At 38.2% G+C, this 24619-nt stretch carries 21 protein-coding genes and 1 pseudogene; 12 read left to right on the forward strand and 10 right to left on the reverse strand.

Features of this window, described 5'->3' with window-relative positions:
* Window positions 1–20: 20 nt before the first annotated feature.
* Genes LRM44_RS00500 through LRM44_RS00515 form a run of 4 tightly spaced genes read left to right on the forward strand, consistent with a single transcriptional unit; the run spans window position 21 to window position 5052 of the window.
* A complete protein-coding gene (locus tag LRM44_RS00500) occupies window positions 21–1418 on the forward strand; it encodes an O-antigen ligase family protein (protein ID WP_243804048.1) in 1398 nt (465 codons plus the stop codon).
* Entirely contained in the window at window positions 1402–2823 is a 1422-nt protein-coding gene (locus LRM44_RS00505) for a sugar transferase (RefSeq protein WP_243804050.1), read from the forward strand. Before LRM44_RS00500 ends, LRM44_RS00505 begins: the two co-directional genes overlap by 17 nt.
* Window positions 2823–3965, forward strand: coding sequence for a glycosyltransferase (locus LRM44_RS00510; protein WP_243804052.1), 1143 nt, complete (start codon window positions 2823–2825; stop codon window positions 3963–3965). The genes LRM44_RS00505 and LRM44_RS00510 overlap by 1 nt, the downstream gene beginning before the upstream one ends.
* Complete coding sequence (locus tag LRM44_RS00515) at window positions 3949–5052, forward strand: glycosyltransferase family 4 protein (RefSeq protein WP_243804055.1); 1104 nt, start codon at window positions 3949–3951, stop codon at window positions 5050–5052. Before LRM44_RS00510 ends, LRM44_RS00515 begins: the two co-directional genes overlap by 17 nt.
* Here LRM44_RS00515 and LRM44_RS00520 read toward each other — a convergent pair.
* On the reverse strand, window positions 5049–5486 hold the full coding sequence (locus tag LRM44_RS00520; RefSeq protein WP_129631885.1) for an adenylyltransferase/cytidyltransferase family protein: 438 nt from the start codon (window positions 5484–5486) through the stop codon (window positions 5049–5051). The genes LRM44_RS00515 and LRM44_RS00520 overlap by 4 nt on opposite strands.
* Before the next feature lie 47 nt (window positions 5487–5533).
* Between LRM44_RS00520 and rfbB the strand changes: the two genes are divergently transcribed.
* From rfbB to rfbA, 3 genes and pseudogenes are all read left to right on the forward strand, one after another.
* The gene (gene rfbB, locus LRM44_RS00525) at window positions 5534–6547 is read left to right on the forward strand and encodes a dTDP-glucose 4,6-dehydratase (RefSeq protein ID WP_243804058.1); all 1014 of its coding nucleotides are present in this window, start codon (window positions 5534–5536) and stop codon (window positions 6545–6547) included.
* Between the two features lie 2 nt (window positions 6548–6549).
* A pseudogene (locus LRM44_RS04190) lies at window positions 6550–7972 on the forward strand (sugar nucleotide-binding protein).
* A gap of 89 nt (window positions 7973–8061) precedes the next feature.
* Entirely contained in the window at window positions 8062–8907 is an 846-nt protein-coding gene (rfbA, locus tag LRM44_RS00540; protein ID WP_243804466.1) for a glucose-1-phosphate thymidylyltransferase RfbA, read from the forward strand.
* Window positions 8908–9037: 130 nt separating this feature from the next.
* Here rfbA and LRM44_RS00545 read toward each other — a convergent pair whose 3' ends face one another.
* The gene (locus LRM44_RS00545; RefSeq protein WP_243804065.1) at window positions 9038–9487 is read right to left on the reverse strand and encodes a GtrA family protein; all 450 of its coding nucleotides are present in this window, start codon (window positions 9485–9487) and stop codon (window positions 9038–9040) included.
* Between the two features lie 32 nt (window positions 9488–9519).
* On the opposite strand from LRM44_RS00545, the gene LRM44_RS00550 reads away from it, so the two are divergent.
* A complete protein-coding gene (locus LRM44_RS00550; protein WP_243804067.1) occupies window positions 9520–10476 on the forward strand; it encodes a glycosyltransferase family 2 protein in 957 nt (318 codons plus the stop codon).
* 9 nt (window positions 10477–10485) lie between these two features.
* Here LRM44_RS00550 and LRM44_RS00555 read toward each other — a convergent pair whose 3' ends face one another.
* Genes LRM44_RS00555 through LRM44_RS00575 form a run of 5 tightly spaced genes read right to left on the reverse strand, consistent with a single transcriptional unit; the run spans window position 10486 to window position 15197 of the window.
* Window positions 10486–11142, reverse strand: a complete 657-nt coding sequence (locus LRM44_RS00555; RefSeq protein WP_243804070.1) for an HAD family hydrolase — start codon at window positions 11140–11142, stop codon at window positions 10486–10488.
* The gene (locus LRM44_RS00560; protein WP_243804072.1) at window positions 11126–12019 is read right to left on the reverse strand and encodes an NAD-dependent epimerase/dehydratase family protein; all 894 of its coding nucleotides are present in this window, start codon (window positions 12017–12019) and stop codon (window positions 11126–11128) included. The genes LRM44_RS00555 and LRM44_RS00560 overlap by 17 nt, the downstream gene beginning before the upstream one ends.
* Window positions 12020–13105 carry an ATP-grasp domain-containing protein gene (locus LRM44_RS00565; RefSeq protein WP_243804075.1) on the reverse strand — a complete coding sequence of 362 codons (1086 nt, stop codon included), beginning with the start codon at window positions 13103–13105 and terminating at the stop codon, window positions 12020–12022.
* A gap of 9 nt (window positions 13106–13114) precedes the next feature.
* A complete protein-coding gene (locus tag LRM44_RS00570; RefSeq protein ID WP_243804077.1) occupies window positions 13115–14110 on the reverse strand; it encodes a Gfo/Idh/MocA family protein in 996 nt (331 codons plus the stop codon).
* Window positions 14103–15197, reverse strand: a complete 1095-nt coding sequence (locus LRM44_RS00575) for a DegT/DnrJ/EryC1/StrS family aminotransferase (protein WP_243804079.1) — start codon at window positions 15195–15197, stop codon at window positions 14103–14105. The genes LRM44_RS00570 and LRM44_RS00575 overlap by 8 nt, the downstream gene beginning before the upstream one ends.
* A gap of 136 nt (window positions 15198–15333) precedes the next feature.
* Between LRM44_RS00575 and LRM44_RS00580 the strand changes: the two genes are divergently transcribed.
* Genes LRM44_RS00580 through LRM44_RS00590 form a run of 3 tightly spaced genes read left to right on the forward strand, consistent with a single transcriptional unit; the run spans window position 15334 to window position 19675 of the window.
* Window positions 15334–17337, forward strand: a complete 2004-nt coding sequence (locus tag LRM44_RS00580) for a DUF7657 domain-containing protein (RefSeq protein ID WP_243804081.1) — start codon at window positions 15334–15336, stop codon at window positions 17335–17337.
* Window positions 17338–17390: 53 nt separating this feature from the next.
* Entirely contained in the window at window positions 17391–17981 is a 591-nt protein-coding gene (locus LRM44_RS00585; protein WP_243804083.1) for a hypothetical protein, read from the forward strand.
* On the forward strand, window positions 17978–19675 hold the full coding sequence (locus LRM44_RS00590; protein WP_243804085.1) for an FG-GAP repeat domain-containing protein: 1698 nt from the start codon (window positions 17978–17980) through the stop codon (window positions 19673–19675). The genes LRM44_RS00585 and LRM44_RS00590 overlap by 4 nt, the downstream gene beginning before the upstream one ends.
* Before the next feature lie 95 nt (window positions 19676–19770).
* Here the strand turns inward: LRM44_RS00590 and LRM44_RS00595 are convergent, their stop codons facing one another.
* Genes LRM44_RS00595 through LRM44_RS00605 form a run of 3 tightly spaced genes read right to left on the reverse strand, consistent with a single transcriptional unit; the run spans window position 19771 to window position 23561 of the window.
* Window positions 19771–21579 (reverse strand): glycosyltransferase family 2 protein, encoded by a 1809-nt coding sequence (locus LRM44_RS00595; RefSeq protein ID WP_243804087.1) that lies wholly within the window; start codon window positions 21577–21579, stop codon window positions 19771–19773.
* 6 nt (window positions 21580–21585) lie between these two features.
* A complete protein-coding gene (locus tag LRM44_RS00600) occupies window positions 21586–22746 on the reverse strand; it encodes an ABC transporter ATP-binding protein (protein WP_243804089.1) in 1161 nt (386 codons plus the stop codon).
* Window positions 22747–22751: 5 nt separating this feature from the next.
* Entirely contained in the window at window positions 22752–23561 is an 810-nt protein-coding gene (locus LRM44_RS00605) for an ABC transporter permease (RefSeq protein ID WP_243804091.1), read from the reverse strand.
* Between the two features lie 38 nt (window positions 23562–23599).
* Between LRM44_RS00605 and LRM44_RS00610 the strand changes: the two genes are divergently transcribed.
* On the forward strand, window positions 23600–24613 hold the full coding sequence (locus tag LRM44_RS00610; protein WP_243804093.1) for a glycosyltransferase family 2 protein: 1014 nt from the start codon (window positions 23600–23602) through the stop codon (window positions 24611–24613).
* The last annotated feature ends 6 nt before the right edge of the window (window positions 24614–24619 follow it).

Below are 24619 nucleotides of genomic sequence, written 5' to 3' on the forward strand. Positions count from 1 at the left end.
CCATACGCTATACTTAAAGTATGGCAAAAAAATACATTAACGACGTTCGATTCTGGCTATTGGCTATTGTTATTTTTGGTGGCGGCTTTGCCCTGCATCCCAGCGTCGGCTTATCAATTCTGGATTTCCCGTCACTGCGCGTAGGATTATATCAAATCGTTGCCATAAGCCTACTGTTATTTTCCTTACCATTATTACTTAAAAAACGCCAAGAATTATTAAAAAACCGATGGCTAATCGGCGGATTTTTAGCAATTTTTATCGCCATTACCGTCGGCGTATTTTTCGCAGAAGCACGCCTGCGCACCACGTTATATTCGTTATCGCTATTATTCTTACTCGCCGTCGGATTATCCGCTGGCTTAATTTACAGCGAATTGTCAAAATCAGAAAAACGTAAACTCATCAATGTCGGATTATGGAGCGGGCTGGTTTTTGGGATTTTAGCAATCATTCAGCTCATCGTCGCCACTTTTGAACCAACAGGGTTTGGTACGCTTTGCGCTGGTTGTAAGGCCGACGTTTTTGGGTTTCCACGAATCAATTTATTAGCCGCCGAACCGCAATTCTTCGCCAATTCTCTACTTCCAGCATTCTTCCTTGCGCTCTTTCAATCAAAATCTCGCCTAGCCAAATTTAGCCTATTTTTCACGACTCTTGCCATATCTTTAACATTTTCCCGTGGCGGATTTTTGGCAATTTTTATCGCCATCACAGCCTTATTTATAATCGCTTTTGTAAAACGAATTGACGCATCTTTTATCCGTAAAAAACTTCCAATCATCTTCGCTGGATTATTATTTGGATTCATCTTATTATTCTCATCAGCCAACATTAGATATGCCAACACGCCCTTCATCGCACACAATACCTTCGTCAGTATGGTCGATCAATTATCTCTCGGGAAAATTAAGATTCCGCAAAAATCCATCGCCAAAAATCCATCGCCAAAACCCGCCGAAAACATTCCGTCAAGCAACAATTCTTTCCAACCTGCCGGTTTTGTTGAAGCTTCCGCCAATGACAGGCTCAGCGCCAGTGACTTAGCTATAAAATCTTGGCTGTCATCGCCACGAACATTCTTCTTTGGCGTCGGACTCGGCAACCTAGGAAATTTCATACAAAAACACCTTCATATAAACGTCCCAGCGGACCAAACGGTCTACGTTTTTTACATATTATTACTCAGCGGACTGGGAATCATCGGGCTATTTGCCCTTCTAATTACCCCATTGATAATCATATTTCTCGCCATAAAAAACATCCATAAAATTAAAGCTCAATTTATCTTATCTCTAACCATCGCGATGTTTGTGCATTTCTGGTTTTTTGGCAGTTTTATAAATACGATTCATTGTTTTGCTATAATCGGCATATTTTTGTATAATTACCCCAGAGATTATGCGGAAAAAGTCTGATTTTTACTTCAAAATTGCTCTGGTCATTCTTGATATCTTAGCTTTATTAAGTGCATTTACTATTGCCTATATTTTGCGAATTTCCCTAGACCCTAGACCATTCCATATCAGCATCAATGCTATAGATTTTATTACTTCCATCTTTATGACACTGCCGTTGTGGATCGTGATGTTCTATTTCTTTGGCTTATACGACCGAGAGGTTTACACGCACCCATTACGAAATTTCGGGCGAATACTTTTGGCATCAATAACTGGAATTATGATTATGATTTCCGTGACATTCTTTACTAACACTCCGTTATTCCCAGCCAAACTCGTCGCTGGTTATGCCACAGGAATTGGTTTTATTTTACTAATGATTTTCCGCAGCGCCGCCAATATTGTTCGTCTGAAACTATTAAAACGCGGTTTAGGAGCTCGCCGTGTTGTATTAATTGGCAATTGTGATTTAACTCACGTTTTGGCTGATTTTATAGAAACCAATCCGCTGACCGGCTTTAAGATTAGCGGAATTGTTGCGCAAACTCAGTTCATTCCTATTGAATTAAAAAAGCTTCGACGCTCGTCATTAGAATCGGCGCTCACCAGAGATAAAATTGACGTCATCATCCAAACCGATTCAAAAAACGTTAGCGAACATTATCAAATTGCCCAGAAACATTATCTGGATTTTTATCAAGCGCCAGAATTCGACGGAATTATGACCACCAAACACACTATTGATATCATCGACTCCGTACCGCTAATTCACACTCATCCGACACCGCTAATGGGCTATGGGCGAATTGTTAAGCGGATTATGGATGTTGTAGGCGGGACAATTGGAATTATCATCGCCTCGCCAATTATGCTCTTGGTGGCAATCGCCGTAAAAATCAGCGACCCAGCGGGACCGATTTTAATGCACGGCAAACAACAGAAACGTCTCACTCGCTACAATCGACCGTTTAAGGTCTACAAATTTCGCTCGCATTACGCAAAGTTTGACGGCAAAACCGACGAAGAAGTCTTTCGAATGGTTGGCAAGCCTGAACTAATTGAAGAATACCGTAAAAACGGCGACAAGCTTGACCATGATTTCCGCGTGACGCCAGTTGGTCGATTTATTCGTCGCTTCAGCCTTGATGAATTGCCACAATTATTCAACGTTGTTAAAGGAGATATCAGCCTAGTTGGACCACGAGCGCTGGTGCCACACGAATTAAGCGCCTACGACAAAAAACACGTTTTATTAGCGGTCAAATCAGGACTCACTGGACTGGCTGTAGTGTCTGGTCGGCGCAGTATCAGCTTTGAAGAACGGCGACGAATTGACTTATATTATGTCCAGAACTGGAGTATCTGGATGGACATCACGATTTTATTAAAAACCTGCTTGGTTATTTTCCAGAAAGATAATTAATGAGTAAGCCAAAAATTGCCATAGTTCACGATTGGATTTACGGAGGCGGAGCCGAAAAGGTCGTTTTGGAAATTCACAAATTGTACCCAGATGCGCCAATTTACACTTCTTTTTGTAGCGATGAATGGCGAGAAAGATTAGATAATAAAGTCGTTACTGGCTATTTACAGCGATGGCCGTTTTCAAAAATTCGACGATTATTGCCACTTCTCAGACAATGGTGGTTCGCCAAGCTTGATCTTAGCGAATTTGACATTATCATCTCCAGTTCGGGAAATGGCGAGGCAAAATTCGTCCGTAAATCCAGACCGGATCAACTTCATATTTGTTATTGCCACACGCCGACGCATTTTTATTGGCGGCACTACGACGAATATATCAAACGACCAAGTTTCCGTCCGCAATGGCTGGCGCGCCTAGGCTTAAAGACCCTAGTCCGACCACTGAAAAAACGAGATTTTAACGCTGCTCAGCAAGTTGATATTTTTATCGCCAACTCTACGGGAATTCAGGCTGATGTTGAAGAGTTTTACCAGCGAAAAAGTACGGTTATTTTTCCGCCAATTGACGTATCGAGCTTTTCGCCACTTGCTAAAAATCGCAAGCAAACATCCATCCCAAAAAAACCTCGCTGTCTGATTTGGGGGCGAATTGTACCGATGAAACGGCTTGACATTGCTATTAAAGCTTGCCAGAAACTTGGCTGGCAATTAAATATTATTGGAAAAGGTCCAGACGTTGATAGCCTAAAAAATATCGCCGATAAACATACTAATTTCTTAGGATTCGTCGATAATGCCACGCGAGAAAAATATATTAAAAAGGCAGATTTGTTTATTTTTTGTTCACACGAAGATTTTGGAATCGCGCCAGTTGAAGCGTTGGCGTCTGGTATTCCAGTGGTTGCGTATGAAGCTGGCGGCGCGCTTGATTATATAAAATCTGAGAAAAACGGCTGGTTCTTTTCCGAGCAAACAGATTCTTCATTGATAGAAACTTTAGAGAAACTTCCTGGTAAAAAAGTTTCACCAACAAAAATCTCAGCCACGGCAAACGAATTTTCAGCTGCAATTTTCCATAAAGCGATAAAAAATATAGTTGATAAATCATGGAAGGAACATTATCGTGAAAATCGTAATTGACGCCCGAACATTAAGGACTAGCACTGGTCGGTACATCGAACGGCTGATTCATTATTTGCAGAAAATTGATAATAAAAACGATTATGTTATTCTGCTCAAGTCAAAGGATTTTGATAGTTGGCAGCCGAGCAACTCACACTTTAAAAAAGTTATTTGCCCATATAAAGAATACACTTTTGCTGAACAAATCGGCTTTAAAAAACAACTTGAAAGTCTCCATCCAGACTTAGTTCATTTTGCGATGGTTCAGCAACCTGTTTGGTATAATTCCAGCCCAGTTGTTACTACGATGCAAGATTTGACTACTGTTAGATTCAGGAATCCAGATAAAAATCCTATCGTTTTCTGGATTAAGCAGCAAATTTACAAATGGGTCAATAAAAAAGTCGCGAAAAAATCTTCGCACATCATCACAATTTCTAACTTCGTAAAAAATGATTTGATTAAATTCACCGGCGTAAACCCAGAGAAAATTACTGTAACTTTGGAATCAGCGGATGAGTTGCCAAAAGGTAACGAGCCTGTTGACGAGTTGATTGGTAAAAAATTCATTATGTATATCGGTAGACCGACGCCACATAAAAACCTTCGACGGCTGATTGACGCGTTCGCTTTGTTACAGAAAAAATATCCAGATTTAACGCTGGCTCTGGCGGGTAAAAAAGATAGCAATTACGCTCGCCACGAGACATATGTAAATGATCACGGAATTAAAAACGTCGTGTTTACTGGCTTTATATCAGACGAACAATTGCGCTGGATGTATGAAAATACGGCAGTTTATTGCTTCCCTTCGCTCAGTGAAGGATTTGGTTTGCCAGGATTAGAGGCAATGTTACACGGCGCGCCAGTCGCTTCGAGCACAGCCACTTGCTTACCAGAAACCCACGGCGATGCCGCTCACTATTTTGATCCTTTCAGTGTCGAGGATATAGCAAAATCAATTGACGACATCTTATCTGATGACAAGTTACGTAATGAACTCATTAAAAAAGGCAAGAAACACGTTAAGACATTTTCATGGCAACGCATGGCAGAGCAAACTTTAGCTGTATATGAAAAATATGGTCGGAAAAGTCGAAGTTAGCTTTCCTGTCCAGTAGCTTGATTAATTCGAGTAGACGAGTCTGCTTTATTTGAGCCGCCAACCCCATAGACCATTTCAATGTTGTACTTTTCGCAAACATCACGTTCTGGAACGACTTCCGGTGCCGATCTATCGCCACCATTTGCAAACACCAATTGACATCCCGGATATTGCCGAGCGATCATCTCTAAGGTTTCTGTAACCGGAGGATTCTCATCAATAGAAAGCATCACCTGATCCACGCCTTTTAATGCTCGCATTAAGCGGAGTCGATTTTCTTCATTAAGGATAATTTTTCCTTTTTTTAGCAATTGCTGTTTGTCGTTATTCACCACTACAATCAAATAATCACCCATTTTTGCAGCTGCTTCAATCATATCTAAATGTCCACCGTGTAATGGATTAAAATAGCCGCTAACAATTACAACTTTCATAACATCCTCCTCTATAACTTCTCTATTATACCTGATATACTATACTTATGACAAAGATGCTAGTCACGGGAGGCGCGGGATTCATTGGCTCGAATTTTGTGCATTACACCGTAAAACACAAGCCAGAATATGAAGTCACTGTTATTGACAAATTAACCTACGCCGGAAATCGTGCTAATTTGGAAACTGTAGCCGACCAAATTACATTCGTAGAGGGCGATATTTGTGACGCCGAATTAATAGACAAATTAGTCGCTGAAAATGACATAGTTGTACACTTCGCTGCCGAAAGTCACAACGACAATTCTCTGCGTAATCCATGGCCATTTGTTGAAACAAATATAATTGGAACATATACCATCCTAGAAGCTATTCGAAAACATGATAAGAGACTACATCACATCTCAACTGATGAGGTTTTTGGTGATCTAGAGCTTGATGATCCAAATCGCTTCACAGAGGATACTCCATACAAGCCTTCCAGCCCCTACTCTAGTACTAAAGCTTCCAGCGACATGCTAGTTCGTGCCTGGATTCGTAGTTTTGGTATTAAAGCAACTATCTCAAACTGCTCTAACAATTACGGGCCATACCAACACATTGAAAAGTTTATTCCGCGTCAGATTACCAATATTTTAAGTGATATCAAGCCAAAACTTTATGGTACCGGCGAACAAGTACGCGACTGGATTCATGTTGATGATCATAACTCAGCGGTTCATTTAATCCTAGAAAAAGGCGTTCTAGGAGAAACCTACATCATTGGCGCAGATAATGATCATGTTAATAATAAGATGGTGATTGAATTGATTTGTGAACTAATGGGCAAAGGTAAAGATTGGTACGAGCATGTTAACGATCGTCCAGGTCATGATATGCGCTACGCAATGGACTCCAGCAAGTTACGCCGCGAGTTAGGATGGCAACCGCAATACACAGATAATAAAACCGGTATGCACGATGGATTAATGCAAACTATTAACTGGTATCGCGAACACGAAGACTGGTGGCGCGCCCAAAAAGACGCCGTTGAAGCAGCTTATGCAAAACAAGGACAATAATTATGTTTGACCCGACTGATTACAATGAACTTACAGTTACTGAATCGTCAATTCCAGGGTTATTTGTTATTAAATTACCCGTACATGGCGACAATCGCGGCTGGTTCAAAGAGAATTATCAAAAAGAAAAAATGGAAACCTTAGGCTTACCATCGTTTAATATCGTACAAAACAATATCAGTTTCAATGACGAAACTGGCGCCACTCGTGGACTTCATGCTGAGCCTTGGAACAAATTCATTTCAACTGCTAACGGTCGCGTTTTCGGTGCCTGGTGTGACCTCCGTAAAGGAGATAGCTTTGGGCAAGTATTTACCCACGAGATTAATCCGGGTACGGCAATTTTCGTTCCTAAAGGCGTAGCTAACGGCTATCAAACACTTGATGATAATGTAGCCTACACATATCTAGTTGACGCTCATTGGTTCCCGGATGCTAAATATACTTTTGTTAATTTATTTGATCCAGAACTAAAGATCAACTGGCCAATCAATAAGGATCAAGCAATTATTTCCGAAAAAGACGCTGCACATCCACTATTAAGTAATGTAATTCCTATGGAGGTATAAAATTATGGACGATAATAAAATTTTCATTATTGGTGCTAACGGACAACTAGGATTAGCCCTACAAAGACAATACCCTAATGCCAAATCTGCTGACATTGATACTCTTGATATCACAGACTTAGAATCAGTTGAGTCTTTCGACTGGTCCAACATTGATATTGTACTTAACGCTGCTGCCTTTACTAATGTCGATGGAGCAGAAACCGAAGAAGGTCGCGTAGCGTCTTGGAAGGTTAATGCGTCTGCGGTGTCTAACCTTACTCGAGTATGCCGAAAATATGATATGACAATGGTTCACATTTCCAGCGATTACGTATTCGACGGAACCCAAAAACCCCACACAGAGGACGAGCCACTTAGCCCGCTTAGCGTCTATGGTCAGAGCAAGGCTGCGGGAGATCTATTAGTTGAGCAATTAGACCGCTTCTATCTACTTCGATCCACATGGGTAATTGGTGAAGGCAAAAATTTTGTCCGCACCATGCTAGGATTGGCGGAAAAAAACATCTCGCCAACCGTTGTTAATGACCAAATAGGTCGCTTAACATTCACCAGTGAGCTAGTACGTATTATAGATCATTTATTGTCAACTAAAGCTCCATTCGGAACTTACAATGCGACAAATGACGGACCACTCGCTTCTTGGGCAGACATTACTAGAAAAATATTTGAATTATCTAATCATAAAGACTTAATCGTTTCTAATACAACTACCGCAGAATATTTTGCCAACAAGCCGGGGGTTGCGCCACGACCGCTCAATAGTGATATGAGCCTAGATAAACTACACTCTACAGGATTTCAAAGCCGTAACTGGGAGGAAGATCTAAGGCAATACATCTCAAATAACGCCTAAAAAATACAACCTCCATTAATATCAAAACCGTTTAACCTTGATACTGTCGAATCATAGATATATAATCATACAACACAAAGGAGAATATGATGAAGGGAATAATTTTAGCGGGTGGCTCGGGTACGCGTCTATGGCCAATTACAAAAGCCATAAGTAAACAGTTGATGCCCATTTATGATAAACCGATGATTTACTATCCGCTAACCACGTTAATGCAAGCAGGAATTCGTGATATTTTAATAATCACTACTCCAGACGATCAAAACGGCTTCAAGAAACTTCTTGGTGATGGCGCGCAGTGGGGCATAAATTTAGAATACGCTGTTCAACCTACACCAGACGGTCTAGCACAAGCTTTTATTATCGGCGAAAACTTTATCGGCAATGATAAAGTGGCATTAATACTTGGCGACAATATATTCTACGGAGCCGCCCTTGATAATTCACTACAAGAATGCACAGACCCCGACGGCGGCATTGTATTTGCATATAAAGTGCTTGATCCTGAACGCTATGGAGTGGTTGAATTTAACGAGAATAATCAAGCTGTTTCCATCGAGGAAAAACCAGTGCATCCAAAATCCCACTTCGCAGTTGTCGGCTTATATTTTTATGACAATGACGTAGTAGATATTGCTAAAAATGTAAAGCCATCCGACCGAGGAGAACTGGAAATAACATCCGTAAATGCTGAATATCTAAATCGCAAAAAACTCAAAGTGCAGACTTTAGATAACGGTGATGTATGGCTTGATACTGGCACGATAAATAGCTTAACCGATGCCGAAGATTTTGTACGTGTAATCCAAACAAGGACTGGACAAATAGTCGGATCACCCGAGGCAACCGCCTTTCAAAACGGTTGGATTTCCAGGGAGCAGTTAGAAATACTTGCCGAACCATTAAAAAAATCTGGGTACGGCAAATATCTATAAACTCCTACAAGCACTGATGACATCGTTCGTAGACAATCCGTCCACATTCACAACCACAGCTCTGTCATAGCCGAGGGTGTTATATACAGTATTCTTAGTTAAATCATCCCTAGTTAGAATAAGCCATTTTTTATTCCACATTTTTGTCATTATCCTTTGAAAAAATAAATAAATTAAAAACCAGAAAGTTCCAAATTGCAAATACTGCAGTCACTATAACTTTCGCCCATTGGATATCCAGTATGTTAGAGTTTACTAATGTAGCAATAATTACTGAAGTTGCCACCATATTGAAAATACTAAGTAGTGCATAGAGAATAATTTGCGACCTTAAAGAGAATCTATCATATTGACTATGATTAAAAACTTTCTTACGATTCGCAGGAAAGTTAAAAACAAATCCCGACAAAAAGCCAATACTACTAGCTAAAAAAGCCGGCAAATGTATATTGTGATATAAAATATACGATATTGACGCATCTATTAGCAGCGTAATACCGCCTACAACAAGAAATAAAAAGATTTTTAAAAATATACCATTTTTCATATTATCTTTATTAAGAATATCATATTCGTTCATAATGCATATACGATTGTAGTATAATTGATTATATGTACAGAAAACTAGAGACCGCAGTCGTTATACCTTGTTATAACGAAGAGAAAATGATCACTCAAACAATAAAGAAAATACCAGAATACATAGACCACATTATAGCCGTTAATGATGCTAGCACTGATAACACTATTGGAGTCTTGAAAAAACTAAAAAAACAATATAGCAAACTTATTATTGTTGATAATAAGGTAAATCAAGGTGTCGGAGGAGCTCTTATCGCTGGATATGATTATGCGATAAAAAATACTAAAGCAACAGCTATCGGTATAGTCGCAGGAGATGATCAGTTTGATTCATCATATCTAAAGGCAATGCTGGATGATTTCATAGATCAATCAGCAGACTACGTAAAAGCAAGTAGGTTTTTCCATCGAGAAGCCTTCAAGACTATGCCAAAATATCGCCAATTTGGAAACATATTCATATCTCTACTCACCAAATTTTCTACTGGGTATTATTCTATTACAGACATCACTAACGGGTGCGGTTGGCTACGTCGTGAAATAATCGAAAAAGTCGATTTTTCTATAGTAGAAAAACGTTATGATTACGAAACTAGTATGCTGACTGCTCTGTCGATAGCTAACGCTAAAGTCATTGACCATGCTGTACCAGCACATTACGGCGACGAAAAATCAACCATCAAACTAATCCCGACAGCCTGGAGAAATCTAAAGGCTGTATGGAAAGGATTCTGGCGCAGGATTTATTACAAATATGTATTATACGGTTTTCATCCCGTAGCACTATTCTTATTTACAGGTATGTTTTTCTTAATAATATCGCTATTATTGGCTATATTTCTGTTATACGTTAAGTTATTCGCCCACCAATCACCAACCGCAGGCAGCGTAATGCTAGCTGTACTGCCGTTTATACTAGGAATACAGCTAACGTTGACAGCCCTTACAATCGATGTATCCAACGAAAATAATAACTTTAAGAAATAGGCTACCAGATTAAAGATTAATGTTAGCCACGTCACCAATACCGTCAACTAAATAGTCTGGCTCCATTGATTTCAAGAACTCCTTACTACGAATTCCACTCAAAAGAGCAATACTGGTCGCATTGAGCTGCTGAGCCGCAGCAACATCAGCTTCAGTATCTCCAATAATAATAGAGTCTTCGGGATTATCTATTGTTTGCTTAACTATATCTGCCTTTTTTAATAATGTGCCTTCTTTTGTGTCGCTATGTCCTGATAAAATTTTCTCAAAAAAGCGCCCAATCCCCAACTTTTCAATCTGCTTATCTAGAGCGTCTGAATTTCGCCTTAAACTAAGTAAGTATAGCTTATTACCATTCGAGGATAGCTTTTTTAGCGTAGACAAGCTATCCACAAAAAGCTCATCTCTATACAATTCTTCCAACAATTCTATGCGATCAATAAATAATTTGAGATAATCATCCCTATTATTTACCTCAAGTCCACTCATCGGCAATAATTCATTCCAGGAAATATTATCACGTTTCAATTCCCAATATTTCTTCCGATCAAGAGGTGTGCCGCCCATTTTTTCGACACACTTCTTATATACTCTATAATGACGAGGAGCAATATCGACCAAAGTACCGTCAAAATCTATAAATATATTTCTATTTGCAATTTTCATAGAGATCACCCATCTCCTTAATTTTATCTGGAAAGAACACTTTAGGATGATAATCAAGTAGACTCTCTGCCTTTGATATATCAATCACTATATCGCAACCACCGCTATCGGACATAATATTTATACAGCTACTAGATCGCATACTTTTAATAATTGACTCCGCTGTTTCTTTAATAGAGACTCCCCTACCCGTCCCAATATTGACCACTCCAGCACCCGCCGAATTAACTGCACATATAATACTACTAGCTACATCGTCAATATGTACATAGTCGCGAAGAACTAGTGGACCATTGATAGTCAGATTATCTCCAGACTTAGCCGCTCTAATGAAATTAGGGATAGCTCTAGCAATTGGGTCATATCCGCCATACATTATTGAAAATCGCAGAATGGTAAGCTCTTTATTATTTTTTTGCGCAAATGATTGAGCAATTACTTCGCTAGCTATCTTAGTGGAACTATAATATGAACTACCAGACACGACATTATCTTCCGTAATCGGACCATTAATTTTTGTTTTATCATAAGCTTCTACAGTACTGCCGATAATAATCTTTTTTGCCTTTTTACCAAAATACGTTAGAAGATTAATAGTCCCATCTATATTACCTTCCTTGCACTTCTCTAAACTGTCTTCGATAGATTTTTTTGGTACAAAAGCCGCCAAATGAACTATAACGTCAAACTCTTTATCAGCCAATACATCAGCAGCTATCTTTGAGCTCTCCTTACTAGACAAGTCGCATTCAACCCACTTAACATCATCATAATCAATATTAGATCTGCCTAAACAAATTATCTCCCAGCTGGCAGGCGCCATTTCCAAAAAACGCCTGCCAACAAAACCAGATGCACCAGTAACGAGAATTTTCACCTATGATATTTCCTTAAGGATACGATCACGCTGAGCAACACTCTCTTCTACAACTCCCATATCCGACAAAACTGGTCGGAAGTCCATTCCTCGAATCCATACTAGACCGTCTGGTAGAGGATTGGTGTTATTATCAATCGCAGGAATCTCTTCACCATAGCCAAGCTTAACAAACATTTCAGGCATATTAAGACCCGCTTGTGTAAAGAATTCGTGAGTCGTAAAGAATCGGCCAATATTAATTTCCGTTGGATTTGGTACACCATTTTTGTCGTAAGCCATATCCACACCAAATAGACCATCTGGTCTACTATCAACAGCCAACACAGCCCTACGAGCAATATCATCAAGTTCAGCATCCGAGTAAGTTAATCCCGTTCCAGTAGCACCAGTAACACCTGATGGAGAAATTTTTGACAACTCCCAATATAAGCGCTTGCGTCCCTGGGCAACAACTAACTCGCCATCTTTCCACAACGACATCCAAGTAACCGTCTCTGGTTCAAGCAATTCTGATGCTGTAAAATTACCAGACCAAGAGCCATTTTTCTCTTGGAAATCTAACCAGTTCTTAGCAGTCTTAACATCGTGAACTGGAAGAGATCCACGACCACCAGCTCCTGATATTGCGCGAATCCACATAGATCCACCCATCTCCTCTAATAGAGCATCTAAATCAGTATCTTTACCTTCAATTAGTTTAGTCTTAGGAACTTTAATACCGGCCTTTTCCCATAGTTTAAACGACTCAAACTTATCTTGAAGGATCTTAACGGTTTCTTTGGCTGGAAAGAATGTTTTGGCTTTAATTTTCTCTCGATTCTCGCTCAAAAACCCAACCTCAACATCGTTTTGAGCGTGTACAAACTCAATATTTTCCTTCTCTATAATGTAATTCAAAAAATCAATGTACTTTGGGTCGTTTGCCAACGGTGCTAGATATTTAACATCAACTTCAGCACGCTGTAAATAATATTTATCAGCATCTGTGCCAACAATGTAATATTCTTCATCCGCAGCTCTAAGGGATCGAATAAAGTTTGCAGAAGGCGATCCACCAGCACCTGTTACTAAAATTCTTTTCATATTATCCTCCTATTTAACGTCAAAAGGCGCAACAGCCTCTAATGATATTTTTAACGCTTCGCGCGCATCTACCGGATCAACAATTGATGCCGTCCTGCCCATAGATTTAGCCATAAAAGCTTTCAATTCAGCAGCTAAAGGCTCTTCAAAATCAACTTTTATCACACGCTTTTCTGGATCACCAACTTGCAAAACAAATTCAGTAAATCCATCTTTCTGAATTTCTTTCATATTATGTTTATAATATGTAAGCTCCTGTGTTATATAATTAGCCTCTAGATAACCTAACGATCCAGTCAGTGCAATGGTGCGAATTTTTACTGGAGTCAGCCAATTAGCCTGAATAAATCCTGACGCTCTACCATAATCCATTAATATTTCTGCTGAGTCAATTTTTTTACTATGACGAGTACGCGATCCGTGGCTATGAATAGCTTTAGGTTTTTGTCCTAATAGATAGTTAACTATATCAACGTCATGAACTGCAAGGTCAATAATCACATCCGTTTTTGGCTCGACAGCAGGAAAACCACCAACACGCTTACATACTACCGATGTTATGTCACCTATAGCATTATCATCGATCATCTGCTTCAGCTTCTTAATAACTGGATTAAACCTCTCTATATGACCAACTGTAAACGTAACTCCATTTTCCTCAGCACAAGCAATTAGCTTATCAGCCTCTTCCACCGAAGATGCAATTGGTTTTTCAAGCATACAATTAATACCTCGAGACATCACCTCAGTTGCAACTTCAAGATGAAATGGAGTAGGCACAACCACAGACACGGCATCTGGATGAACTCTCTCAAGCATTTCCTTGTAATCAGTAAAGAATTTTGTTTTGTATTCGTCAGCTAGCGATTTTGCGGCTGGATTAACGTCTGCTATTGCCACTAGCTCAGATTCTGGAAGCATGAAATAATTACGCACATGATTGCGCCCCATATTTCCAGTGCCAATGACAGCAACCCTTATTTTACCTTCTTTATTATTAGTCATTTACAGCTTCCTTAATTGCGCTAGCAATTACTTCAATATCAGCATCTGTAACTTTTGGATGAACAGGCAAAGACACAACTCTTGCAGCCAAATCTTCGGCAACAGGAAAATCTCCCACTTTATACCCAAGTTTTGAAATATGTGGATATACGTGCAACGGTTTTGGATAATAAACTCCAGTACCAACTCCTTTTTCTCTTAATTTAGCTATAAAATCATCTCTTCGTATACTCTTATCTAGTAAAATAGTATATTGGTGATATACGTGATTTCTGTTGCTTGCAATCTTCGGTAGGACTATCTTTTCAATTCCAGCCAACGCTTCATTTAACATATTAGCGTTATGCTGTCGCCTATTCGTAAAGTTTTCTACTTTCTTTAATTGCTCAACGGCGATAGCACCGTGCAAGTCTGACATACGATAGTTATATCCCAAATCAGCGTACTCGTAAGATGAAGTCATTCCGTGCTGTCTGAATGAGCGAATAGCAGCCGCAGCATCATCGCTATTAGTGGTAACAACGCCACCTTCACCACACATAATATTCTTTGTAGCATACAGTGAAAAACATCCAAAATCACCCAAGGCACCAGTTTTCACGCCGTCATATTCTGCGCCAATTGCCTGACATGCATCTTCAATAATTTTTAGTTCGTGCTTATCTGCAATTTCTCGCAATTCCTTCCAATCGCAAGGTTGACCATACAAATCAACTGGGATTATAGCCTTAGTCTTATCTGTAATAGCTGCTTCTATTTTTGAAACATCGATATTAAATGTTTCCTCATCTATGTCTACAAGAACTGGTCGAGCACCCAACATTAGTATAGGGTTGATCGTAGCAATAAAGCTATATGGCGTAGTGATAACTTCATCGCCTTCACCAACTCCTGCTGCATATAAAGCACAGTGGATAGCAGCCGTGCCGCTATTCACAGCTAAAGCATGCTTCACTCCACAATATTTAGCCCAACTCTCTTCAAGTTCAGCGACTTTCGGACCCTGAGCCAGCATACCTGACTCTATAACTTCATTTACTGCCCGACGCTCCTCTTCCTCTATAACGGGTGATGCAATATTTATCATTACGTAGCCTCCTTATACTCTTACTACCTTCAACAATTATAGCACATTACTCATTTTTTATTTTTCGTTTTTTAGACTTGTTCTCAAAAAACACAATCTTTATACTTGCTATTTTTATTGTATACTAATAAATGTTATGCAAGTTCTACGTTCTATTTTTACAAAATTAAAAGACGATTCGTATAAAAAATGGATTTTCCCGTCTACTATTATCTTTTGTCTAATTTTTGCGACAGGATTTAAGATATCTGGATCTTCATTTGGCTTATATTATGACTCTTTCCTTAATGGCAAATCATCTAATCTCATATCAGGCGAAGCTCGACCTATTCGCAGCGACGAGTGGCTAGTCGTTACACAATTCACAATTGCACAAAAAGAAGCTGGATATCCACTAATAAATAAGAACTTTGGCAATTCTGGCAAGAATATGAGCCTTGTGTCCGATGCTCCATATAAAGAATGGTCAACAGTATTCCGACCTCAAAATCTTGCCTTTTTAATAGTTCCTTTCGAGTTTGCTTTTGCCTTTAAGTGGTGGCTATTATTGGCATCATTATTATTAAGTATATACTTTCTATCGTTAAAATTTCTTCCCAATAAATACGCGCTGTCAGGATCTATCGCCATCATAGGCTCTTTTGCCCCTTTTATATTCTGGTGGTATCAAACCATTACTATAATGAGTATCGTCTGGGGAATTGTCATACTGCTATTAATAATGAAATTAATAGAAAATAAACCTTTGCCTTTTTTAAAGAGATATAAACATGGTGATATAATATCGAATCTCGCACTATCACTTTTATTAACCTATTCAATGGTAAGCTTCGCCCTACTATTGTATCCAGCCTTTCAGATACCTGTTGTCATCACTGTATTTCTAGTGGCGATTGGCTATTACATAAATACTTGGAAAAAAACACCCAAAAAAGTGCGAAAAATATTATATGTAAATACAGCATTCATAGTAGGATCCGCTCTAGCAGCGATCGGCATAGTTGGTATATTTTTAATCACCAGAATAGATGCCGTACAAGCCATTTCTGGTACAGATTATCCCGGGGCGCGATTCGTACATTCGGGAATTCCATCACAGGCTGATCTAATCGGTCTCACTGGCTATAGTCAATACCGACTTATGGATGACGCATCCATTTCATCGATAGATCCAAGTAAAGGATCCATTAATCAAAGTGAAATGTCTGCATTTATCATCACGCCTTTTGCATTTATCATTCCCATACTGTTTATTTTATATAGCAAATGGCGTAAAAATAAAACTATAGATTGGGTTGGGGTTGCTATTTTTGTCTCCTGCTTAATATTCATATCTCATTTATTTATTCCAGGATTCTCTTCAATAGCAAAGCCTTTCATGATGCATCTCGTACCGATAACAAGATTGCAGCTTGGATTAGGTTTTATAGGAATCTTTTCATTAATATACACGCTTGCCAATACTATAAAATTTTCATCACAATATCGCTATTTACCATATCTATATTCAACAATGGTGATTATTATTTACGTCTGCACCATCGTATATGTCGTAAAGTTCAATCGTAACTTTGCCGGAGATCTTCGCGTATTATTATTAGCCGCAATAAGCCTTTCTGGTGGACTAGCTCTTATATTTATAAAAAAGAAAAAACTCGGACTGTTAGTGCTTTCTTCTTTATGTATTATGTCGACAATAACTATACAGCCGTTATATAGAGGTCTAGGAAGTGGATATAACGATAATATTATAACCAAAAAGATTATCTCTACCTCGTCTAGTGACGATATATGGGGATTGTCTGGCACAAGCGTGCTAGAAAATTTCCCTCAAATGGCAAATAGAAAATCAATTACGGGAGTCAATACTTACCCTGATAAAGATTTCTGGTCAAAAATATCAAAAGATAGGACAATTTATAACAGGTATGCACATATACTTCTATCTGATACCATAGATAAAGATCTCGCACTTATTCAGCCGGACGTATTTATTGCAAAATTGAGTTGTAGTAATCATATAGGAAAATCTGTTACTCGTGTATTATCTACGACGCCACTACAGCTACCTTGTTACGAACTAATCGATAAAGTCACTGTACATAATGGAGATATTTTATTCTATAAAAGAACTTTTTAAAGCTTTACCGTTTTATCTATATCTGCTATAGTAGTGTTGATTAGGTAACAATTATGAAAATACAGAAAAAACAAAATAAAAAAAATAAAGTATTGATTCTGATAGCTATTATACTATTGTCTATAACAGGCTATGGCTTAATTTCCTATAAATTTAAGTTCTGGCCCTTCATCCAGAATCAATTTAACACAGCCACCGAGGAACAAAAAACAGCTGGTCAAGACATAAAAAAAAGATCATTAAATGATGCATCCAATAAGTCAGAAAAAGAGTCATCAGGTCAAAAATCTAAAACACTACAAGGAAGCGATCCTTCGCCAGAACCGACTCCATCATCCAACGGAAAAAAACCAACAGTTGGAGTAAGTATAACAACTACAACAGTCGATAAAGATTCAAACACACTTTATATCCGTAGTTTAATCCAAACTATATCATCAAGCGGAAGATGTACGTTATCAATGCACAATACTAGCGGACAAACGTATTCCAATAGTGTAGAGCTGCAAGCTGGTCCAAGTACGTCTAGCTGTAAAGGATTTAACGTTCCGTTATCTCAATTGTCACCTGGAAAATGGACAATAAACATTCATTATGAAGACAACAACGTGACTGGAGATACTGAAGGAGAAATAACTATATGAAGAAATTAATATTAAAATTAGGCCTACTTACGTCAATATGCTTAGGAACGATATTATCTTCTACACCAGCATCTGCAGTATTAAATGATTTTGACCCAGGCAATATTATGGATGATGCCGTAGCAACAAATTACGTATCCATGAGTGCAGGCCAAATTCAGTTATTTTTAAATAGTAAAGTTCCCCAATGTGATACAAATGGCGCCAAACCAGCCAGTGAGTTTGGAAGACCCGATATAACTCACGCTCAGTATGCCGCATCGAAAGGGTGGCATAGTCCTCCATACACATGTCTCCGTGATTATAAAACAAAAGATGGAAGAAGCGCTGCTCAATTAATCTTTGATGTCTCTCAAAAATATCATGTAAACCCACAGCTTTTAATAGTTTTGCTCCAAAAAGAGCAAGCCCTAGTTACTGACACGTGGCCAACTCGTGGGCAGTTCAAAAGCGCAACTGGCTATGGATGCCCAGACACCGCCGCGTGTGATAGTAAATATTTTGGTCTAGAAAACCAGCTAGAATGGGCAGCGAAACACTTTCACTACATAATAACACGTAATCCTAATTGGTTTTCACCATATACAACAGGCGTAAATTTCGTTCAATGGAGTCCGAATGCTGCTTGCGGAGGATCTAACATAAATATTCAGAATTGGACAACCGCCGCTCTTTATAGCTATACACCATATCAACCAAATGCCGCTGCTATGTCATCTGGGTATGGCGTAGGTGATGGGTGTAGCGCCTATGGTAATCGTAACTTTTATAATTACTTTACAGACTGGTTTGGAGATACAAGATCAAGCAGCTCATTCTCTTGTAAAAACGGACAGAATATACCTAACGTAGAAACTGGCGCTAGAATTATACCAACTAGGATAAATGGAAATAATGACACCTTAACTATATCCGTCCCTAATAATACTGGCAGTAAATGTGCCGAAATGCACACATGGGCCAATAGTAACTTACAGGCATGGTCTCAGCATACAGCGACAAACTCATACACCTTTAATCAGCAGTACAGCAAGGTTATATCAAGGAAAGTCAATAGCAAAAATACTGTATTAACAAAGGTCGACTATAACGGAACCGCAAGTGGTAGAGTTGAGTTTCATACGTGGACTCAAGATGGATTGCGTTGGCTAGCTCACACTGCAACATCTGCCGGACCTATTGATCCGCTATTTTCTGAAGTTATAACAGCAGATACCGATGGTGATGGTAATGACGAATATTATCTGATTAATTATGAGCAGACTAATTCTGGCATGATTGAAGTACATGGGTGGAGTAATAATGGAACTAGTTGGTTTAGACACACAGCAACAAACCACCCTTCAGCTAGTATGGACACAGGAAGAGTTATTGCGGCAGATCTTGATGGAGATAAAAAAGATGAATTTATATATGTTAAATTCGATAATACTACGAGCGGTCTTATCGAATTTCACGTGTGGGATTCTTCATTAAAAAACTGGGTGCGTCACACCGCAAGCAATTACCCAGAATCTGGCTATGTGATAGGATCAAACGACATAGTGGCAGCCGACTTGCAAGGAAGAGGAAAAGATACCATCTATTATGTCAAATACAGAGGTACGACTAATAACACCGTCGAAGTACACGGATGGGGTGACGGTCAACAATCATGGGCCAGCCACATATCTACATCATCAGGAATATACTAAGCATAATAACTCGTATATCTTTACATCGTAAATATTATAAATAACCGCGATAGTAAGTTGTACTGTCGCGGTTATTTAATAATTAATAGTTAACGTTATTCGGGTAACCTATATCCCGGACCAAATTGCTCAAAATTATCATTATAGAATGGATCCCTCTTCAAGTATTCGCCCCATCTCTTACGCATCTCTTTTTGAGCACTCTCTAGTTCACTAGTGTCTCTCTCACTCGTGTTTATGCGACCAACACTCTTAGACTCATAATGGAATAACTCCGCGTATGGAGTGTAGACATTATAATAGCCTTCTTTGCGTAATTTAAGGTTAAGATCTACATCGTTATACGTTATACGAAGTTTATTATCAAATCCACCCACCTTATTGAACTTATCACGACTAACCATACAACAAGCACCAGTTACTGCCGATACGTTACGAATATTGGCGGTATAAATATACGTAAATATATCTGTACGCTCATCCTGACCATAAAACGGATGGAATGCGATATCTCTTTCAGATAAGACTATTCCAGCATGCTGTATTGTCTTATCCTCAAATATAAGCTTAGGTCCAACCATCCCTACTTCTGGACGCTGAGCATGCTCAAGCAACGACTGAATCCAGTCGTGAGTAATAACCTCTGTATCATTATTAAGGAATAGCAGATATTCTCCACTAGAATTATTTACACCATAGTTACATGCATCTGAAAAATTGAATTTCTTCTTGTATTTAATAACATGCACATTGCTATTATTATCTATCAATTTTTCATAAAAATCATTTACTCGAGAATCTATAGATCCCGTATCTACAATTATTATTTCAAAATATGGATACGAAGTATTTTCAATAATTGAATCTATGCACTTTTTTATATATCTAAAATTATCCTTGGTTGGTATGATAATTGACACCAACGGGTTTGTCGGAATTACATATTTTTTACGCCAAAATCCTAACGCAACATGAGAATCTATATAGGCATTTTCTCCTCTTTGCCTTACACTAATACGAAGGACATTCTTTTGATTTATATAAGCATATGGTTTACTATCAGCATTCATAGCAGTAGATGTCTCAGATTTACGCCAATGATATAAAATTTTCGGAATATGATAAATGTTATTAGTTTTAGCAGAAATCTTCAAAAATAAATCCCAATCTTGCGCGCCATGTGTTCCGACGGTAAATCCATTAACACTTCTAATTACACCCGCTTTTATGGTAGCAAAATGCGTTACCATGTTACATGAATTCATAAAATCAGGACTCCAGTCAGGTTTAAAAAATGGTTCTATATGAATACCGTCACTATCAATCTTGTCTTCATCCGTATAAATAAGATCTACGTCAGGATTTTTATTTATAACATCAACCACTTCAAACAAGGCGTTGGGAGGTAAAATGTCATCATGATCGAGTAATGATATATAGTCACCCTTAGCCATCGAAAGAGCTGTATTAGATGACTTTGATATATGACCATTTTCTTTACGAAATGTAGCCTTAATATTATTATACTTTTCTACATATTCGTTTATAACACTCTTTGTTTGATCGCTAGTAGAATTATCATCAGAAATACACAACTCCCAGTTGTCATAACTCTGAGATAGGACAGAGTCAATACAGCTACGCAGATATACTGGATTTGTATTATATGTCGGCAACAAAATACTAATCAATGGACGTTGCTTAAATTCCTTGGAATATTTTCTTTGTAACTTAAGTTGCTCATCGGTTACTTTATGCTTATCAAACCATTTAATATAATCTTCATATCGTTTCTTATTAATAAATCTACGATCGCGAAACAACCTTACTTGTTCACTACCGTATGACGGATGCAATGTTGATCTAACAACAAATTTAGCACTCTTTATAATCTTATTTTTCATCTGATTTTATCCCCTCTTCTTTACACTCCACTTTCCCATTATTCTCATTGGACCATCACGAAAATCATCCTTACCTGTAATAATAAACGAAAATGCTCGTGGCAAATGTTTAATTATGCCATCATCAGCCCTGCGGTGTAATGACATATGAATATCATATTTGCCAGGATTAAAGCCATCCAAACTCTGATTGAAATTAACCCTCCTATTGTTTTGTATAAAGTCACTAGGAGTGTCTCTACAATTGCGATCAGCAAATACAAACCCTCCGTACACAAAGGATATATTCACAAAAACATCTTCAGCAATACCATCTACAGTCACGCCAATATCAATCGAGTCTTCTTGCGTAAAATTTTTTTTACTAGGTATATCAACAGACATACTAACTGAATCGTCATGAGATTCTTCTTCTACACTAGTAACCGCATCCATATTAACCTCCGTATATATATCGGCAATTTCTTGAGGAGATCCAATATGTTTTATCGTTCCATTTTCTATATACATGGCTCTCGAGCAAAATCTGCGCACGGCGTTCATATCATGCGTCACAAAAACCACAGTCTGATTACTACGTTTAACTTTTTCAAAATAATCAAAACACTTCTGCTGAAAAGCCGCGTCCCCTACAGCCAACACTTCATCAAGCATTAAAATATCGCCACGAGCTTTAATAGCTACAGAGAAAGCTAACCTAACCTGCATCCCTGATGAGTAATTCTTAAGCTTCTCTTCCATAAAATCTGCCAACTCAGAGAATTCAACAATATCATCATACATCAGCTCCATCTCTTTATGACTAAATCCCAGTAAAGCTCCATTTAAAAATACATTTTCTCTACCTGTTAATTCTGGATTAAAACCAACACCCAGCTCGATGAACGGGACAAGAGATCCATTTACTCGCACTGAACCTTCCGTCGGAGAATAGATTTGAGCTATAGACTTCAACAGAGTACTCTTACCTGAACCATTTTTACCTACTATTCCAAAAAATTCACCTTTTTTAATATCAAAAGATATATTTTTTAATGGCGTAAATTCCCTGTAGCCTTTTTTGCCTTTAATATAATTAATAGTCTTCTGTTTAATCCCGTTGCTAGACTCTGTTGGTATCTTAAAAGTCTTAGTAAGAGAGTTAACTTCTATAACTACATCCTTCATATATCCTAAATCTCCTCCGCAAATGTCTTCGACTGCTTCTTAAAATACCAAACTGCAAATAGAACCACTATAGCTATAGCTAAAAACGGTACAGACATCATTAGCGGGTTCAATCTATTCCACATAATCATCGTATCTTTAGTTATAAGCACATATCTACTATCTTGAATAATTTGTGCAACAGGATTAAGAAACAACAGATCAACAGCAAAATTGCTCTTCTGTGAAACCATCTGCATTGGATAAATAACAGGGGTGGCATAAAATGCAGCTTGAGTAAATACCTCCCATAGATATCCAGTATCTCGCGACTTAACATTAAGAGCGGACAAGAAAAAAGCCACCCCTAAAGCAAATATATACAGTTCAATTATTAGTGGTATGATTAATAGCGACATCCATGATAATTGAACTCCATTTACTAACACAAATAAAAGCACCACTATCATATTAAATAGCAAATTTATCAATGAGGATACAGTTCCAGAAATTACAACAATATATTTAGGAAAATTAATCTTTCTAAGTAGGTCACCTCGACCTACTATAGAGTTTAGTCCTTGATTAGTTGCTTCTACGAAGAAGTTCCATAAAATTATCCCCAGCAATAAATACACTGGAAAATGTTCTATATTCCTTCCTACTCCTAAAAATTTATCAAAAACTACATACAATATCGAAAATAGAAAAAGCGGCTTAAGAACACTCCATACATATCCGAGAGCAGAGCCCTGATATCTCAATTTAAAATCCGTAATAACTAATTCTCTTAAGAGAATCCTGTTTTTTCTATTAAAAACCTCTAGCCACTTCATAATATACATCACCTATTATACAATACAAAAAGAACATTATGAATAGACTTACAATTATAGTTCTTAATTGGAACGGATCCGACGACGCCATAGAGTGCGTTGATTCATTAATAAAACAAACCCTAAAACCTACTATTATTATAGTAGATAATAATAGTAGCGACAATTCTGTTACTGTATTTGAAAAATATATATCGTCGCATAAAAAAGAAAAGATTATTTTGCTCAAAAACTCAGATAATCTAGGATTCGCGGGAGGAATTAATACAGGATTAATCTACGCCCTAAAAAACAACTTTGAATATATTGGAGTACTTAATCCGGATGCGATAGCTGATAGAAACTGGTGTGAAGCTCTTATTTATCAATTATCAAAATACCCAGAATGTGGAATTGCGACTGGAATCTTACAAAGACGCAATAGCAAGACTCTCGACACAACTGGAGATTTTTACACAATGTGGGGACTTCCTGGACCAAGAAACCGTGATGAGCCCATAAAAAACGCACCAACTAAGCCTGGAGAAGTATTTGGTGCGACTGGCGGCGGTGCTATTTATCGTGCAAAAATATTTGATGATATAGATATGTTTGATGAAGATTTCTTCATGTATTATGAGGATGTCGATTTAAGCTTCCGAGCACAATTGGCAGGCTGGAAAGTTCGCTTCACGCCCAAGGCTATCGCTTATCATAAAGTTGGCGCTAGTAGTAAAAAAGTTCCCGGATTAGCTGTCTACAATACTTTTAAAAACTTGCCGTTAATCTTCATTAAAAATGTTCCGGGTAAACTATTTTGGCATATTGGTATACGATTTTTACTGACATATTGGTTGATTTTTGCCAGCGCAATTCGCCACGGCAACGGTTGGCCTGCATTCAAGGGCGCTTTAGTATCAATTATTCACAAACCGGCAGCTTATAAAAAACGTCTTCATATTCAAAAAAATCGTAAGGTTTCCGTCGACTATATTCGAAATATTATTCACGATGGACCGCTACCAAATCAAACTGGTTTATTAAAATTTAAGCATTTTTTCAGAATAAAATAATATATT

The organism is Candidatus Nanosynbacter sp. HMT-352 (genome assembly GCF_022819385.1).
Lineage (GTDB): Bacteria > Patescibacteriota > Saccharimonadia > Saccharimonadales > Saccharimonadaceae > Nanosynbacter.